Source organism: uncultured Microbacterium sp. (assembly GCF_963521695.1).
Classification (GTDB): domain Bacteria; phylum Actinomycetota; class Actinomycetes; order Actinomycetales; family Microbacteriaceae; genus Microbacterium.
In genome coordinates, this window is record NZ_CAUQWC010000057.1 from 1 (window position 1) to 16,704 (window position 16,704).

12 protein-coding genes, 1 pseudogene and 1 riboswitch are annotated in these 16,704 nt (G+C 69.0%); of the genes and pseudogenes, 11 read left to right on the forward strand and 2 right to left on the reverse strand.

Annotated elements, in window-relative coordinates:
* Positions 1 to 195 precede the first annotated feature (195 nt).
* A riboswitch (TPP riboswitch) is annotated at positions 196 to 305 on the forward strand.
* From RWP81_RS06320 to RWP81_RS06330, 3 genes are all read left to right on the forward strand, one after another.
* Complete coding sequence (locus tag RWP81_RS06320) at positions 299 to 931, forward strand: ECF transporter S component (RefSeq protein ID WP_314453686.1); 633 nt, start codon at positions 299 to 301, stop codon at positions 929 to 931. (Overlaps the previous riboswitch by 7 nt.)
* Positions 931 to 2,379 carry an ABC transporter ATP-binding protein gene (locus RWP81_RS06325; protein WP_314453689.1) on the forward strand — a complete coding sequence of 483 codons (1,449 nt, stop codon included), beginning with the start codon at positions 931 to 933 and terminating at the stop codon, positions 2,377 to 2,379. Before RWP81_RS06320 ends, RWP81_RS06325 begins: the two co-directional genes overlap by 1 nt.
* On the forward strand, positions 2,376 to 3,161 hold the full coding sequence (locus RWP81_RS06330) for an energy-coupling factor transporter transmembrane component T (protein WP_314453692.1): 786 nt from the start codon (positions 2,376 to 2,378) through the stop codon (positions 3,159 to 3,161). The genes RWP81_RS06325 and RWP81_RS06330 overlap by 4 nt, the downstream gene beginning before the upstream one ends.
* Before the next feature lie 113 nt (positions 3,162 to 3,274).
* Here RWP81_RS06330 and RWP81_RS06335 read toward each other — a convergent pair whose 3' ends face one another.
* Positions 3,275 to 4,009 (reverse strand): aminoglycoside 3'-phosphotransferase, encoded by a 735-nt coding sequence (locus RWP81_RS06335; RefSeq protein WP_314453694.1) that lies wholly within the window; start codon positions 4,007 to 4,009, stop codon positions 3,275 to 3,277.
* A 196-nt stretch (positions 4,010 to 4,205) separates the two neighbouring features.
* On the opposite strand from RWP81_RS06335, the gene RWP81_RS06340 reads away from it, so the two are divergent.
* Positions 4,206 to 5,207 (forward strand): glycosyl hydrolase, encoded by a 1,002-nt coding sequence (locus RWP81_RS06340; protein WP_314453696.1) that lies wholly within the window; start codon positions 4,206 to 4,208, stop codon positions 5,205 to 5,207.
* A 6-nt stretch (positions 5,208 to 5,213) separates the two neighbouring features.
* Here RWP81_RS06340 and RWP81_RS06345 read toward each other — a convergent pair whose 3' ends face one another.
* A complete protein-coding gene (locus RWP81_RS06345) occupies positions 5,214 to 6,440 on the reverse strand; it encodes an ROK family protein (RefSeq protein ID WP_314453700.1) in 1,227 nt (408 codons plus the stop codon).
* Positions 6,441 to 6,507: 67 nt separating this feature from the next.
* On the opposite strand from RWP81_RS06345, the gene RWP81_RS06350 reads away from it, so the two are divergent.
* The 7 genes and pseudogenes from RWP81_RS06350 to RWP81_RS06380 form a co-directional block, all read left to right on the forward strand.
* Positions 6,508 to 7,356, forward strand: a complete 849-nt coding sequence (locus tag RWP81_RS06350; RefSeq protein WP_314453703.1) for a LacI family DNA-binding transcriptional regulator — start codon at positions 6,508 to 6,510, stop codon at positions 7,354 to 7,356.
* Between the two features lie 99 nt (positions 7,357 to 7,455).
* Positions 7,456 to 10,758 (forward strand): cellulase family glycosylhydrolase, encoded by a 3,303-nt coding sequence (locus RWP81_RS06355; RefSeq protein ID WP_314453706.1) that lies wholly within the window; start codon positions 7,456 to 7,458, stop codon positions 10,756 to 10,758.
* Between the two features lie 57 nt (positions 10,759 to 10,815).
* Positions 10,816 to 12,111: an ABC transporter substrate-binding protein gene (locus tag RWP81_RS06360; RefSeq protein WP_314453709.1), complete on the forward strand. Its 1,296-nt coding sequence runs from the start codon at positions 10,816 to 10,818 to the stop codon at positions 12,109 to 12,111.
* Positions 12,112 to 12,174: 63 nt separating this feature from the next.
* On the forward strand, positions 12,175 to 13,119 hold the full coding sequence (locus tag RWP81_RS06365; protein ID WP_314453713.1) for a sugar ABC transporter permease: 945 nt from the start codon (positions 12,175 to 12,177) through the stop codon (positions 13,117 to 13,119).
* Positions 13,116 to 14,018, forward strand: a complete 903-nt coding sequence (locus tag RWP81_RS06370) for a carbohydrate ABC transporter permease (protein WP_399540556.1) — start codon at positions 13,116 to 13,118, stop codon at positions 14,016 to 14,018. The genes RWP81_RS06365 and RWP81_RS06370 overlap by 4 nt, the downstream gene beginning before the upstream one ends.
* Complete coding sequence (locus tag RWP81_RS06375) at positions 14,015 to 16,495, forward strand: glycosyl hydrolase 2 galactose-binding domain-containing protein (RefSeq protein ID WP_314453716.1); 2,481 nt, start codon at positions 14,015 to 14,017, stop codon at positions 16,493 to 16,495. Before RWP81_RS06370 ends, RWP81_RS06375 begins: the two co-directional genes overlap by 4 nt.
* Before the next feature lie 9 nt (positions 16,496 to 16,504).
* Positions 16,505 to 16,704, forward strand: a pseudogene (locus RWP81_RS06380) (ROK family protein); the annotation flags it as partial.

Here is a 16,704-nt window from a genome sequence, read left to right on the forward strand (position 1 = left end):
CACGGGTGCCGTGCCCGCCGGCTCGACGGGGGCGCCGGATGCCACGCGCGCCGTGTCCGCCGGGTTCGTGATCGCCTCGCCCGCCGCCCCGGGGCCGAGATCCGCAGCCGCCCCTCCCCGGCGCTGATCGCGTCGCGTGGCCGGGGTCTGCTCGTGCACCCGCCCACGCTACCCCGCGCATCCCCCTATACTCGTCACGTCAACCACGGGAGTCCGGTGAGCCGGGCTGAGAGGAAGCGATCCACGCTTCGACCGTCGAACCTGATCCGGATCATGCCGGCGCAGGGAGGAGCACCTCATGCACACGTCCACGTCTGCCCGCACGGCCCCGGCCGTCGCCTCCGCAAACCGCTTCCAGTGGCGGGTCGTCGACATCGTCGTCGCCGCCGTCCTCGGCGTCGCGATCGGCCTGGTCTTCTGGGGCTGGAACACCGTGGGCGGGATCTGGTTCGGTGCCATGGACGCCCTCACGCCCGGCCTCGGCGGCATCGCCGTTGGCATCTGGCTGATCGGCGGCGTCATCGGCGGACTCGTCATCCGCAAGCCCGGTGCGGCGCTGCTCGTCGAACTGATCGCCGCCATCGTCTCGGCCCTGATCGGCAACGTCTGGGGCGTCACGACGATCTTCTCCGGCCTCGCGCAGGGCCTCGGCGCCGAGCTGATCTTCCTGGCCTTCCTCTACGTGCGCTTCACGCTGCCCGTCGCGATGCTCGCGGGCGCCGGCGCCGGTATCGGGGCGTGGGTGCTCGAGCTGTTCCTGTCGGCGAACATCGCCAAGACCGTGGAGTTCAACCTCATCTACCTCGGCTCGCTCATCGTCTCGGGTGCCCTGCTCGCGGGCCTCGTCGGCTGGCTGCTGGTGCGCGCGCTCGCCGCCACCGGAGCGCTCAGCCGCTTCGCCGTCGGTCGGGACGCACGCCGCGACGTCTGATGGCGGGCCCCGCGCGCGTCGACGTCGAGGGCTGGGGTTGGCGCTACGCCGGCCGGAAGCTCCCCGCCACGCGCGACGTCGAGCTGTCGATCGAGCCCGGCGAACGCGTGCTGCTGCTCGGTGCCTCGGGGGCGGGTAAGTCGACGCTGCTCGCGGGCCTGGCGGGCCTGCTCGGCGGCAGCGACGAGGGAGAGACGACCGGGCGGGTCCGCGTCGACGGTCGGGCGCCCGAGGAGCAGCGCGGCCGGATCGGTCTGGTGCTCCAGGACCCCGAGTCGGGCATCGTGCTGTCGAAGGTCGGCGACGACGTCGCCTTCGGCTGCGAGAACCTCGGCGTACCCGCGGTCGAGATTCCGGCACGGGTGGCCGAGGCCGTGGCATCCGTGGGTCTGAACGTGCCGCTCGAGCGGCCCACGAAGGCGCTGTCGGGCGGGCTGAAGCAGCGCCTCGCCCTCGCCGGAGTGCTCGCGATGCGACCGGGACTGCTGCTGCTCGACGAACCCACCGCCAACCTCGACCCCGAGGGCGTCGCCGAGGTGCGGGCCGCCGTCGAGAACGTCGTCCGCACCGACGGCACCACCCTCGTGCTCATCGAGCACCGCACCGACGTGTGGGTCGACCTCATGACCCGCGTCGTGGTGCTCGCCGCGGGCGGCGGGGTGCTGGCCGACGGACCGCCCGCGCGCGTGTTCGCCGAGTACGGCGATGCGCTCGCCGACGCGGGCGTGTGGGTGCCGGGACGCCCCGTCGACCTCCCCGTGCTCGCCCCCCTCGGAACACCGGATGCCGTGCTGTCGGCCGAGGCGCTGTCGATCGGGCGCGAGAAGCGCACGGTCGTGGCATCCGGTCTCGACGTCGTCGTCCCCCGCGCGGCCGGAACAGTGGTGACGGGACCCAACGGCGCCGGCAAATCCACCCTCGCGCTGACCCTCGCGGGGCTGCTTCCCGAGCTTTCGGGCGAGGTCGTCGCGGCATCCGGTCTCGCCGCGCGCGGCGTCCGTCGCCCCTCGCGCTGGCGTTCGACCGAGCTGCTGACGCGCATCGGCACGGTGTTCCAGGAGCCCGAGCACCAGTTCCTCGCGTCGACCCTGCGCGACGAGCTCGCCGTGGGGCCACGGGCGCTGCGGATGCCGGCGGCCCTGGTCGACGAGATCGTCGACGAGCTGCTGCACCGGTTGGATCTGGCATCCCTCGCCATGGCGAACCCCTTCACCCTGTCGGGCGGACAGAAGCGGCGCCTGTCGGTGGCGACGGTGCTCGCCGCCTCGCCGGAGGTGATCGTGCTCGACGAACCCACGTTCGGGCAGGACCGCCGCGGGTGGAGCGAGCTCGTCGGCCTGTTGCAGCGCGAGATCGCGCGCGGGCGCACGGTCGTGGCCGTCACGCACGACGCCGACGTGGTGCGGCACCTGGGACAGCACCGGATCACCCTGGGGGGCGCCACGTGAGCGCCTCGTTGCTCGTCCGCGCGCGGCCGGTGTGGCTCGACGGGGTGAATCCCGTCGCCAAGGTCGCGATGGTCATCGTGCTCGCGGTACCGCTGCTGATCTCGATCGACGCCGTGAGTGCGGCCACGGCCATCGTGCTCGAGCTGCTGTGCGTGCCGCTCACCGGTGTCGCCTTCGCCGTGGTGCTGAAGCGCCTGCTGCCGGTGCTGATCTTCGCACCGGTCGCCGGGATCAGCATGCTGCTGTACGCCCGCCCGGGGGGAACCGTCTACGGCTCCTTCCTCTTCGCCACGATCAGCGACAACTCGATCTCGCTGGCGGTCGCGGTGCTGCTGCGCGTGGTCGCCCTGGCACTGCCGATGATCCTGCTGTTCGCCCGCACCGACCCCACCGAGCTCGCCGACGCGCTCGCGCAGGTGGCGAAGCTGCCGAGCCGCTTCGTGCTCGGCGTGCTCGCCGGCGCCCGCACCGTCGGACTCTTCGTCGACGACTGGCGCACGATGACGCTCGCCCGTCGGGCTCGGGGCCTCGGCGACCGGGGGGCCGTGCGCCGGTTCTTCTCGATGGCGTTCGTGCTGCTGGTCTTCGCCGTACGCCGCGGCACGAAGCTCGCCACCGCCATGGAGGCGCGCGGTTTCGGCGCCGGCATCCCGCGCACGTGGGCGCGTCCGTCGACGCTGTCGGCTCGGGATGCCGTGGCCGTCGGCGGCGCGGTCCTGCTCATGACCGTGGCGCTCGGGGCGGCGGTGGTGACGGGCGCGTTCCGCGTGGTGGGTTCGTAAGGCGGGTGGCCTCCGGGGTGCGCCGGGGTGCCCCGGCTGGTTGAGCGTCCACGACACGCCGCTGCGGCGCGATGCCGACGGAGTGTCTTGGACGCTCGACTGCGCGCGGCTGGCTACGTCGCGTTCCAGAGATCCCGGTAGAACGCCAGGCGGGTGGCATCCGGGGCCACGCCGTAGGCGTCGAGCAGGGCCCCGTGCCAGCCGGGGCCGTAGTTCCACTCGGTCGACATGGCGGCGACCGCGATGTCTGCCCACCGATCGGCGAGGCAGAGGGCGCCCAGGTCGACGTGCGCCGTCCACTCCCCGTCGTCGCCGATCAGGGTGTTGGGCGCGCACGCGTCGCCGTGGCACACGACCAACCGGTCGATGGGTGGGGCATCGCGCAGGTCATCGGGAACCTGAACGCCGCGGACGGCGGCGTTCGCGATACGGTCGGCCACGCTCCACGAGAACGGGCAGCCCTCCACCGGCAGAGCCTCGTGAAGGGCGCGGAGGCCGCGTCCGAGTGCCCGCACCGCCCGCTCCGGCCGCGCGACCCAGTGCGGATGAACCGCCGACAGACCCGGAACACCCGCGGTGACGAGCCATTCGTGGGCGGCATCGCGTCCCTCGTCGCGCACGCCCGGCACGGGCGTGAAGGGCGCCGCCCATCGCAGGCGCTCGGCCTCGGCGCGCATCGACGTCTCGGCGTTGCGCGGCCCCCACTTCACGAACCGGATGCCATCGGCGTCGGTCGCGCGGAAGGTCACGCCGCCGATGTTGTTCCGCCAGACCGGCTCGAGCACCGCGTCACCCGCGAGTGCGCGCACGCGGTCGGGCACGGGCTCGGCGGTGTCGGGGATGCTCACGGTTCGATCCTCGCGCCTTCGCGTGTGCGCACGGGTGAGCGTTCGGCGCGTTGATGAACAGTGCGATCGACGGAGGGTGGACGTCGGGCGGGACACTGCGGGGAGGCACCTAATCATAAAATATTTATGAAAGTCTGGACTCCGCCCGCTCGGCACGCCAAGCTGAAGCCCTCAACGATGAGGAGGGGCCCCGCCCATGAAAAGAACTCGATTGCTCGGCGTCTTGGGAATGGCGGTGGCAGCCCTGTGCGCCACGGCCGTCGTCCAACCGACCGCGGCCGCGGAGGCGTTCCAACCCTCCACGCGGGCAAGTGTCATCCAGTACCTGAACTCCATCACCGGCACGGGCATCGTCTCGGGCCAGCACAATAAAGAACCCGCGTCGCAACCGGCGCAGTACACGCAGCAGGTCAAGGACATCACGGGTCAGTATCCGGGGCTCTGGGGCGGTGATCTGTTCTTCACCGCCACTGATTCCGCCAATCGTCAGAGGGTCGTCGATCAAGCCAAGACGGAGTGGCGCAACGGTGCGCTCGTGACCCTCGCTTGGCATGCCTGCCCGCCGACCGGCCCGAGCGCGTGCGCCTTCGAGGGTGGCGTGAAGAGCAACATCTCCGACGCGCAGTTCCTGCAGATCATCACGGGGGGAACCGCGTTGAACACCACGTGGCGTCAGCGGATGGCCGAGGTCGTGCCGTACCTCCGGCAATTGCGCGACGCGGGCGTGCCTGTGCTGTTCCGTCCGTTCCATGAGATGAACGAGACCTGGAACTGGTGGGGCGGACGCCCCGGCGTGAACGGCAGTGCGAAGATCTATCAGCAGATGAAGGACTATTTCGACTCGCAGGGGCTCACCAACCTCATCTGGGTGTGGAACGTTCAGGACAATCCGAATGCGAACTGGTCGAGCTACTACCCCGGGACGTCGTACGTCGACGTCGCTTCTCTGGACGTTTGGTACAAGAGTTACCCGAGCGCGGGCGACTACTCGCAGATGCAGAGCATCGCCGCGGGCAAGCCCATCGCGATCGCCGAGATGGGCAAGGCGCCGAACGCGAGCCTGCTGACCTCCCAGACGCGCTGGTCGTACTTCATGATCTGGTCGGAGCAGTTGCGGCAGAACAACACGAACGCCGAGATCCAAGCGGCGTATTTCCACCCGCGCGTGCTCAATCAGGGCGAGATCGGCCTACCCTGACCGCCGTCACGGCCCGGCGAAGCGCAGTGCCGGGCCGTGGCCGGGGGCGAGTTGGCCCTGCAGTGTGAGTGCGGCGGCGCCGATGGCCGCCGAGTCGGTCGGGTTGATCGACAACTCCACGGCGGTGGGATGCGCCTTCCGTGCGAAGGCACGGCCGAGGGCCGAGCGTACCTCGCGCACGAAGATCGAACCGGCAGTCGCGACCCCCGGCCCCGACAGCACGATCTCGTCGAGATCGAACAGGTTCGTAAGCGTGAGGACGGCCCCCGCGACGGCGCGGGCGCTCTGAGTGATGAGCGGCCTCGCTTCCGTGTGGCCCTCGACGGCTGCGCGCGAGAGGATCTCCCAGTTCTGTGCGACCGTCGCCTTCTCGTCGAGGTCGAGTGATCGCGTGAGAACCTCGCTCGCCAGGGCGCGCGCCACCATGATCCGCGGCGCGGCCATGACCTCGAGGCATCCCACGTTTCCGCAGAAACACTCCGGTCCCGTGAGATCGACGGTGATGTGACCCAACTCGGCCGCGTTCGAACTGCTGCCGCGGAAGAGCGCCCCGTCCACGACCACGCCGGCACCGATGCCGGATCCGATGTACACGCACGCGAATGCGCTGTAGCGGGACACCCCACGGCTCCAGAACTCACCCAGAGCTGCTGCGCTCGCATCGTTGTCGACCAGCACCGGCATGTGCAGCGCCGCCTCGAACGCGGATCGGAGCGCCACGTCGCGCCAGTGGGGCAAGGTCGGCGCCTCGATGACGGTTCCCGGATCGGTGCGCATGGGGCCAGGGAGGACAACGGCGACACCCTGCACGCTCGCGGAAGGGATGTCGGCTGCCGTCATGAAGGTACGCATCGAATCCGAGAGGCGCCGGATGACCCCGGACGGTTCGTCGTCGCCCACTCCGGGAAGGCGCTCGCGGGCCACCACGCCGCCATTGGTGTCGGTGGCCACCAGGGTCACCGATTCGAAACCCAACTGGATGCCGACGCCGTGGCGTGCACGTCGGTTGATGTCGAGCAGGCGTCGCGGCTTGCCTCCCGTGGAGGGCACGGTTCCGGCCTCGACGATGACCTCGTCGTCGAGGAGCTTGCGCACGATGAGCGAGATGGCCGGCTGGGTCAGGCCGGTCGCAGTCGTCAACTCCACACGGCTGATGGGCCCGGCCGAGCGGATGAGGTCGACGACGAGCGCGCGGCTACCGGGGGACTCCGGCGTCGCCTGCGGCCGTGCCATCGGGTCGCCTCCTGCGGCGCTGGGTAGATTACGCAGGGCCCGGATGAACCCCGAGAGGATCGTACCCGTGACGCACTTGCGACCCCCCATCGGTCTCGCGCTGGTCCGCGACGCCGAGATCCTCGGCGCGGAGCCGTACTTCCACGATCTCATCGCGGGCATTGAGGAGGTGACCCTTCCCCACGGGCACCCGGTGCTGATGAGAGTGCTCGCCTCGCGCGCGGACGAGGACCGGCTCTATCGGTCGTGGAGGGACACGAAGGCGGTGGCGGGCGTGCTGCTCGTCGACATCCAGGAGGACGACCCGCGCCCGGCGCTGTCGGTGGAGCTGGGTCTGCCGGCGGTAGTGGTAGGTCCGCCGGTCGCGGAGGACCTCATGACGGTCTGGACCGACGACGATGCCGCGATGCGTCTCGCTGCGGAGTACCTCATCGCGCAAGGTCACCGGGAGATCCTTCACGTCGGTGGGCCGACGCATATTCGGCACTCGTCGTCGCGCCGCGACACCTTCGCGCAGGCGTGCGCGGACGCCGAGGTCAGCGCGCGCCTCGCCACGGGGGACTATTCGCGGGCGTCGGGGGAGGCGGCGACGGCGGCCGCGCTCATTCAGCATCCCGACATCTCAGCGGCGGTCTACGACAGCGATCTGATGGCCCTCGGGGGTCTCGACGCGGCTGCCGCGGTGGAACGCGAGGTGCCCGAGTCCCTCGCGATCATCGCCTGGGACGACTCGATTCAGGCTCAGCTGTCGACCCCTCCCCTCAGCGCGATTGCGCGCGACACGCGCGCGGTGGGCCGTCTCATCGGCCGCGCGGTGCTCGACGTCATCGCGGGCGAACCGGCCGACGTGCGCCACGCCGCCGACGCGGCGTTGCGGGTTCGCCGCAGCTCGAGCCGTGATGAACCCGTTACATAAATAACTTATCTAACCTCTTGACCTCCCTCTTTCCCTCGCGGATGCTGGGTTCATCGCCGCACGGCGAGACCCCATCCGCCGGTCGAAGGAGCCTGGTCGTTGTCTCAATCCCGTACCCCCGCCCGCAGCCTGATGGCTGCGACGCTCAGCGCGTCGGTCATCGCCGGATCGCTGCTCGCCGGTCCCACGGCCACCGCAGCCATCGAGGCTTCGTCCGCCCTCGATCTCACGTCGAAGAACACCGCCTTCGTCGAGCGTGACGGCACGCGCCTGACCCTCGACGGGCGGGCCTTCCGCGCCAGCGGCACCAACATCTACTGGCTCGGGCTCGACGAGAACGTGGGTGGGGTCGACTACCCCACGTACTTCCGCATCAAAGACGCCCTCGACACGGCGAGCCGCATGGGGGTCAACGTCGTGCGCTCGCACATGATGACGTCGACCGGTCAGGACGACGCGAACCCGTTGGCGATCATGCCGCGGCTGGGCGAGTACAACGACGAGGCGTTCGCCACGATCGATTTCGCCGTGGCGTACGCCGGTAGCCTCGGGATCCGCCTCATCCTTCCGCTCACCGACGAGTGGGCGTATTACCACGGTGGTCACCGTGACTTCACGGCGCCTCTGGGCCTCGAGTCGGCCGACTTCTACACCTCACCGACCGCCATCGCGGCGTATCAGGAGTACGTCGACGTCGTGCTCTCGCGCACCAACCCGCTCACCGGGGTCAGATACGTCGACGACCCCACCGTGCTGGCGTGGGAACTCGGTAACGAGCTCGAAGGCATGACCCTCGACTGGATCAACGCTCAGGTCGACTTCATCGCCGAGCGCGCGCCCCAACAACTCATCGCCGCCGGTCGCCGCTTCGACATCGATCCCGACACGCTAGCCGCGCCCGACCTCGACATCGTCGACGTGCACTACTACCCGCCGACGGCGGAGCGGGTGTCGGCGGACGCCGCGACCGTCACCGATGCGGGCAAGGTCTACATCGGGGGCGAGTACGCCTCGACCGCCGCTACGACCGGGTTGTTGGATGCCGCGGCCGCCGACGCGAACGTGTCGGGGATGTTCTTCTGGTCGCTCTTCGGCAATAGCGACCGCGGGGGTCTCGTGCCTCACGACGACGGCTTCACACTGCACTACCCGGGTGAAACGGATCGGATGCGCGAGTCGGTGCAGGCCATCAGCGACCACAGTCGTGATCTCGAGCTGCCCCTGGTGACGGGTCCCGCCGATGCGCCGCTCATCGTCTCGATCGAACAGAACAACGCCATCAACCGCGTCGCGTGGCGCGGATCCGCAGGCGCGCGGGACTACCGCGTGCAGCGCAGCGTCGACGGCGGCGCGTGGAGTGACCTGACCTCCGAGCCCGTCGGGGCCCAAGACTCGCCCCTGACCGATCTCGGGTCGCCTGCCGGTGCCTCCTACCGCGTCGTGGCGCGGACCGCCGACGGCTCGACGACCGCCTCGGATTCCGTGAAGCCCGAGGGGGCGACGGTGATCGTCGATCCTCTCTCGGACTGGCGTGTGGTCGCCGCGCACAGCGGCGCCGAGCTCGTCGCACCTGAAGGAGCGCTCGCCGTGGACGCCACCGCCACCGCCGTATGGCGGGCGCCGGGCATACGTGACGCCGCCTTCCGGCTGACTCACGTCGACGGCGCGGAGGTGAGCGTCAGCGTGGACGGATCGAGCTGGACCGCCGTGCCCACCACGACGCGCGAGATCGACGGATCGAGCGAGATCGTGGCATCCGCCCTGGACGGCGAGTACGTCCGAGTGTCCTGGGCGCAGGGCGCCGTGCTGGAGCGCGCGAGCGTCTGGAGCGCCGCACCAAGGGTGGCCCTGTTCGATCCGCTCGACGACTTCAGCCGAACCTCTGCCCACAGCGGGAGCCTCTCGTTCGACACCGGCAATCCCGCCCTGTTCTCCGGCGACACCTCCCGCTTGAAGCGCGACGCCGCGGATGGCGCGGAATCCGTCACGTGGACCTACGACGACATCTCAGGCGCCGACCTCGTGGCGTACTACTGGCCCGATCAGCCCGTCATCCCGCTGACCCTGTCGGGATCGTCCGACGGTGAGCAGTGGCGCACGCTCGAACCCGCCATCGACGGGGGCGACGGCAACTGGACGCGCTACGTCTATCGCCTGCGCGATCTGGAAGACGTCGACCACCTGCGCGTCTCGTGGGACGGAGCCGCCGGCGAGGTGTGGACGCCACAGCTTTCGCAGGTCTCGCTCTTCTCGCCGAACACGCCTGAACTGGGCGCGCCAGGACCGGTGACGGCTGACGCACCGGCCGACGGCGCAAGAGAGGTCCAGGCGACCCCCGTCTTCCGGTGGACCCCCGCCGTGGACGCCGCCTACTACCGCTTCACGCTGGCTACCGACGCCGCCTTCACCGACGTCGTCGCCTCAGCGACGGGCTTGTCGTCGCCGTCGTACCGACCCGAGATCGATCTGCAGCCTCAGACGACCTACCACTGGCGTGTGGATGCCGTGAACGGTATCGGCTCCACCACCTCGCCGACGTGGAGTTTCACAACGGCCGCACGACCGACGAGCGATCTCGTGATCGACGACTTCGAGTCCTACCTCGACGCCGACGCCCTGACCGCCGCCTGGGTCCGAAACACCGGCGGCGGAGCAATCACGCCTACTCTGCGCGCCGAGCAGGCCGATCAGGCGGGCGTGTTCACGTACGACCTGGGCGCCCCGGGCTATGCCGGTGTGGTCCGCACCCTGCCCGAACCCGTGAGCTGGTTCGGCTACGAGGGGATCGGCCTCACCCTCGATGCGCCGGTCGCCGCGACCGTCACCGTGCAATTCGTCGCCGCGGGCGGGTATTGGGAGACCCCGGTGCCCGTCGAGGAGGCCGGTGCTCAGCGTGTGGAGCTCGGGTTCGACACCTTCGCCCCGCCCGCCTGGGCCGGAGAGTCGCGCCTGGACCTGTCGGCGGTCACCCAGGTGGCACTGTATGTCGCGGGGACGCCGCAGGGCACCCTGGTCGTGGATGACATCGCGGCTCTCGCCCCCGCTGTCACCCCGGGCCCTGGCCCCGAGCCCACGCCGACCCCGACGCCGGAGCCGACGCCGGACCCCACACCGACGCCGGAGCCCACGCCGGAGTCCACGCCCACGCCGGAGCCGACGCCGACGCCGGACCCCACGCCGACGCCGGAGCCCACGCTCACGCCGGAGCCCATCGAGACCCCCGCGCCCGCCCCGGGTGCGGACCTCGGGCAGACGCCGGCACCGGGAGGCGACGCATCCGCCCCGGGCGCCCTCGCCACGACAGGCACAGCCTCGCCGACCGGTCTCGCCGTCGTCGGCGCCCTGTTCCTGCTCACCGGTGCGGTCAGCGTCGCCCTGCGTCGCCGTCACATCCGTTCCTGACCCACACACCCGGGTGGGGCGGCGATGCCGCCGCCGCACCCCTCCAAGGAGAAAACAATGAAAAGACACCTCATCGCCGCCGCCGGCCTGACCACCGTGGCCGCCCTCACCCTCGCCGGCTGCTCCGGCGGAGGAACGGCCAGCACCGACGAGAACCCGTCGGGTGAGATCACGGTCCTGACCAATCGCACCGACATCGTCGACACCGTCTTCGCTGACTACGTCGCCGAGTTCCAGAAGACCTACCCCGAGGTCCAAGTGAAGTTCGAAGCGCTCACCGACTATGAAGGCGACGTCCGCATCCGCCTGAACTCGCGCGACTACGGCGACGTGCTCCTCATCCCGACCTCCAACGTCACACGCGACCAGTACCCGGAGTTCTTCGAGCCCCTCGGCGACGAGCAGGAGCTCGCCCAGACTTACCGGTTCACGAACGACGGATCCTACGACGGCACCGTCTACGGCCTGTCGACCTTCGGGTCGGCGATGGGTTACGTCTTCAACCGCGAAGTGTTCACGGCAGCGGGTGTCACCACTCCGCCGGCGACCGAGCAGGAGTATCTGGACGCCCTCCAGAAGATCAAGGACACCGGCGTCACCCCGTACTACACGAACTACAAGGACGGCTGGCCCCTGTCGTCGCTCGCCGGCAACATCGGCGGCGTCACCGGTGCGTCGGCGCTCAACGAGATGACGGCCGACGACGCCCCGTGGAGTTCCGGGAAGGACATCTATGACATCGACGGTCTGCTGTACGACACCGTCGCCGCGGGCCTCAGCGAGCCCGACCCGACCACCACGAACTGGGAGGAGTCCAAGACCCTCCTGGCGAACGGTGAGATCGGGTCGATGATCCTCGGCTCGTGGGCCGTGACCCAGATGCAGGATGCCGCGGAGGACGCCGGCAAGTCGCGCGACACGATCGGATTCTGGCCGATGCCGTGGCAGACAGCTGGCGAGTTCACCGCGACGACCGCGACCGACAAGCTGCTCGCCGTGAGCAAGTACTCGGAGAACAAGCCGGCGGCGAAGGCGTGGGTCGACTGGTTCGAGAACGAGTCGGGCTTCGCGGAGAGCCAGGGTGCGATCAGCCCGCTCAAGGCCGACGACGCGCCTGCAACCCTTTCCGACTTCACCGACCTCGGTGTGCAGTACGTCGAGCTGGACCCGCGGCCCCAGGGGCAGGAGAGCCTGATCACCGACATCGCGAACACGGCGGAGATCACCCTGTTCGGCGAGCAGTACCGACAGGAACTCATCGACACCGCCCGCGGCGCGCGTGACGGCGATAAGGACTCGTTCTTCTCCGACCTGAACTCGCGCTGGGGCCAGGCAGTCTCCGAAAACCAGTGACACATCGATGCGGGGCGGGCACCCAGCCCGCCCCGCATCATCCCTGACGGAAAGGAGTGCGCGATGGCCATCGCCGAAGGCACCCCCCTCGAAACCCTCCCCGCCCGCCGGCGCCTGCGTGGAGCGAGCACACGGCGCTCCACCGCCCGCGGCTGGCGCGTCACCCCGTGGCTGTTCCTGCTCGTGCCGCTGGCATTCCTCATCCTGTTCACGTACGTCCCCGTCGTGAATTCGTTCTGGTACAGCGTCACCGACTGGGACGGACTCGACCCGCAGCAGAACTTCGTCGGTCTCGACAACTACATCCAGATATTCACGCGGCCCGAGTACTTCCAGGTGTTCGCGGTCAGCCTGTACTACCTGCTCGGTGCGATCGCACAGTTGGGGCTGGCGTTGCTGTTTGCCGTCCTGCTGAGCTTCCGCACCCGGTTCAAGAACTTCTTCAAGGGCGTCATCTTCTTCCCGTACCTCATCAACGGGGTCGCGATCGGGCTGATGTTCCTCTTCTTCTTCCGGCCGGGCGGCACACTCGACAGCGTCCTCGCCGCCTTCGGTCTCGTCGACCCGCCGCAGTGGTTGGGCGATCCGTCCATCGTGAACGTCTCGCTCGCGGCCACGTCGGTGTGGCGCTACATGGGACTGAACTTCGTGTTGTTCCTCGGCGCTATCCAGTCCGTTCCCGCGGAACAGTACGAGGCAGCCGACCTCGACGGCGCGAACTCCTGGCAGAAGTTCCGCTTCATCATTCTTCCCAGCATCCGCCGCATCCTCGGGCTGTCGCTGATCCTCGCCGTCTCGGGAGCCCTGTCGGCCTTCGAGATGCCTTACATCATGACCGGCGGCGCGAACGGATCCGAGACCTTCGTGATCCAGACCGTCGACACCGCCTTCCGATTCGCGCAGGTCGGACTGGCGTCGGCCATGGCCGTGGTGCTGCTGGCGATCGTGCTGATCATCACCGCCGTGCAGCGACGGTTCTTCCCCGACGAGAAAGCGAGCGTGCAATGACCGGCACCCTCACCCCCACCGCAGCATCACCCCGAGTCACCCCGGCGTCGGCGCCGAGACGTCGTCGACGGGTGGATGCCGGGTGGATCGCGACGGTGATGAAGTACGCGGCGCTCGTCGTGGCGTGCCTGTTCGCGCTGCTCCCGATCGTCACCATCTTCGCCCTGGCGTTCAAGACCCCCGCCGAGTACCGCTCGACGGGTCCGCTGGACCCGCCGTCGAACTGGCTCAACTTCGACAACTTCGTCGTCGCTTTCACGCAGGGCGGGATGCTGACCGGCTTCATCAACACCGCGATCATCCTCGTGGTCTCCATCACCGGGACGATCTTCATCGGCACGATGACCGCGTACGCCGTCGACCGGTTCCGCTTCCGCGGCCGTGCGCTGGTGACGGGGGTGTTCCTGCTCGCGACGCTCGTCCCCTCGATCACCACTCAGGTCGCGACGTTCCAGGTGATCAGCGCCCTCGACCTTTTCAACACCCGGTGGGCGGCGATCGTGCTGTTCACCGGCACCGACATCATCGCGATCTACATCTTCCTGCAGTTCATGCAGAACATCCCCGTCGCCCTCGACGAGGCCGCGATGATCGACGGCGCCAACCGCTTCACGGTCTACTGGCGCATCATTCTCCCCCTGCTCAAGCCGGCCATCGCGACCGTGGTGATCATCAAGGGGATCGCGGTCTACAACGAGTTCTACATCCCGTTCCTCTATATGCCCTCGCGGGACCTCGGGGTGATCTCGACGTCGCTGTTCCGCTTCATGGGGCCTTTCGGGTCGCAGTGGGAGGTCATCGCCGCCGGCACCATCCTCGTCATCGTCCCCACCCTCCTCGCCTTCCTCTTCCTGCAGCGATTCATCTACAACGGACTCACCTCTGGAGCCACCAAATGACCGACGTCACCACCGCCCGACCCGTCGCCGCCCGCACTGTCGCCCTCCCCGAGGTGTGGAACCTGCGCGCCCTCGGCGGACCGGTGCCCGCAGAGATCGCGGGCCGCACGATTCCCGCGAGCGTGCCCGGCTTGGTCCATGTCGCCCTGCTCGAGGCGGGACTCATCCCCGACCCCTTCCTCGACCGTAACGAGACCCAGGTCACCTGGATCGGTCAGAGTGCGTGGGAGTACGCCACGAGCTTCACCTGGCAGGCGGACGGACAGGACAGGCACGAACTGGTCTTCGACGGTCTCGACACCTTCGCCGAGATCGTCTTGAACGGTCACGTGCTCGGACGCACGCGTAATCAGCACCGCACGTACCGGTTCGGCGTCGACGAGGCGCTGCGCGAGGGGGCGAACGAGCTGATCGTGTCATTCGCCTCGCCGGTGGCGGAAGCCGACCGTGCGAGCCTTGAGATCGGGTACCGCCCGCACACCTATTTCCACCCCTTCAACGCGGTGCGTAAGGCCGCCTGCAACTTCGGATGGGATTGGGGATTGGATGCCGCATCCTCCGGCATCTGGAAGCAGGCGCGCCTCGAAGCGTGGTCGGGGGCCCGCCTGGCGGCCTCCCGTCCCGTCGTGACGGTCGAGGGGACGACGGGTGTCGTCTCTGTTCACGTCGAGATCGAGCGCGCCGATGATGCCGACTACCGGGTCGCCGTCGCCCTCGCGGACGGCCGCGCTGCTCATCTCGACTTCGCCGCCGGGGCGACTTCGGGTGTCGTCGAACTGCGAGCCGCTGAGGTGGAGCTGTGGTGGCCGCGCGGGTTCGGCGACCAACCGCTCTACGACCTCTCCGTCATCCTCGAACGCGAGGGGGCCACGCTCGCCGAGCACACGCACCGCATCGGCTTCCGCACCGTCGACGTGCAGCTCGATCGTGACGAGGAGGGCACATCGTTCCGCTTCGTCGTCAACGGGGAGCCGGTCTGGATCCGGGGGGCCAACTGGATCCCCGACGACGCGTTCGTCACCCGCGTCACGCGCGAGCGTCTCGCCCAGCGTCTCGATCAGGCCGAGTTCGCGAACATGAACCTCCTGCGCATCTGGGGAGGTGGTTATTACGAGTCGGACGACTTCTACGATCTGTGCGATGAGCGCGGCATCCTCGTCTGGCAGGATTTCCTCTTCGCCTGCGCGAGCTACGCCGAGGAGGAGCCACTGTGGTCGGAAGTCGAAGCCGAGGCCCGCGACAACATCGCACGCATCATGCCGCACCCGAGCCTGGCGCTGTGGAACGGCAACAACGAGAACGTCTGGGGCTACGAGGAATGGGGCTGGGCGAAGCGCCTTCAGGGCCGCACGTGGGGCCTCGGTTACTACCTCGACCTCCTTCCCCGTCTCGTCGCCGAGCTCGACCCGGCGCGCTCCTACACGCCGGCGAGCCCGTGGTCGGGTGACCCCGGGATCTTCGCGAACGACGCCGACCACGGGTCCGTGCACCTCTGGGAGCTGTGGAACCGCGTCGACTACCCCGCCTACCGCGACATCCACGCCCGCTTCGTCGCCGAGTTCGGGTGGCAGGGGCCGGCGACCTGGTCGAGCATCACCCACGCCATCTCGGATGCGCCGCTCACGCCCGAGTCGCCCGGAATGTTCCACCACCAGAAGGCCACCGACGGCAACGACAAGCTGACCGACGGACTCGTCGCCCACCTGCCCCTGCCGGATGACACCGAGGACTGGCATTGGGCGATGTCGCTGAACCAGGCGCTCGCGGTGACCGTCGCGATCGAGCACATGCGCTCGGAGTCGCCGCGCTGCATGGGATCGATCGTGTGGCAGCTCAACGACTGCTGGCCGGTCACGTCGTGGGCGGCCGTCGACGGGTACGGTCGTGCGAAGCCGCTGCTGTACGCGCTGCGGCATGTGTACAGCGACCGTCTGCTGACGGTGCAGCCGCGCGAAGGCGGGCTCGCCGCCATCGCGGTGAATGACGCAGCCGTCCCGTGGACGGGATCGACGGTGGCCCGACGGCTGTCCTTCGACGGCACGGTCTTGGCCGAAGCCCGATTCACGGCAGACATCGAACCGCGCGGAGTGTTCACGTTCGCGTTGCCCGCCGGCGTGACCGAACCCGTGGATGCCGCGAGCGAAATGATCGTCGTGGAATCAGATGGGGTTCGCGCGCTGTGGTTCTTCACCGAGCACCGCGACTCGATCCTCGCTCGCGCCGAGCTGACCGCGAGCGCACGGCGTACGGCATCCGGGTACGAGGTCACGGTGAGCGCCGACAATCTCGTGCGCGACATCGCTCTGCTGGTGGACAAGGTCGACCCCGAGGCCGTGGTCGACGACATGCTCGTCACCCTTCTCCCCGGGGAATCGGTCACGTTCCAGGTGCAGACCGCGTGGGGTGGAGACCCCGAACGTTTCTGCGAGCCCGACGTGCTGCGTTCGTCGAACCAGCTCGTCGCCGACTGGAACTGACGAAGACCCGTGTGCGACGACTTCGTCCTCGCCGTCGACATCGGCGGTACCAAGCTCGAGACCGCGGTCGTCGCCGCGGGCGGAGGGATTGTCGAGGGAACACGGTCTCGCCGTCCGACCGGGCGGACCCGCGACCGCGCCGAGACGGTCGCGGCCCTGCGCGAGAGCGTCGCGGTCAGCCTCGCCGCCGCGCCCGCGCCGGTCACGGC

Bases quoted from the DNA above. Each gene is read 5' to 3' on its own strand.
- RWP81_RS06375 (WP_314453716.1), top strand. From the start codon at position 14,015: ATGACCGACGTCACCACCGCCCGACCCGTCGCCGCCCGCACTGTCGCC.
- RWP81_RS06345 (WP_314453700.1), bottom strand. From the start codon at position 6,440: ATGGCACGGCCGCAGGCGACGCCGGAGTCCCCCGGTAGCCGCGCGCTC.
- RWP81_RS06320 (WP_314453686.1), top strand. From the start codon at position 299: ATGCACACGTCCACGTCTGCCCGCACGGCCCCGGCCGTCGCCTCCGCA.
- RWP81_RS06360 (WP_314453709.1), top strand. From the start codon at position 10,816: ATGAAAAGACACCTCATCGCCGCCGCCGGCCTGACCACCGTGGCCGCC.
- RWP81_RS06365 (WP_314453713.1), top strand. From the start codon at position 12,175: ATGGCCATCGCCGAAGGCACCCCCCTCGAAACCCTCCCCGCCCGCCGG.
- RWP81_RS06340 (WP_314453696.1), top strand. From the start codon at position 4,206: ATGAAAAGAACTCGATTGCTCGGCGTCTTGGGAATGGCGGTGGCAGCC.
- RWP81_RS06325 (WP_314453689.1), top strand. From the start codon at position 931: ATGGCGGGCCCCGCGCGCGTCGACGTCGAGGGCTGGGGTTGGCGCTAC.
- RWP81_RS06370 (WP_399540556.1), top strand. From the start codon at position 13,116: ATGACCGGCACCCTCACCCCCACCGCAGCATCACCCCGAGTCACCCCG.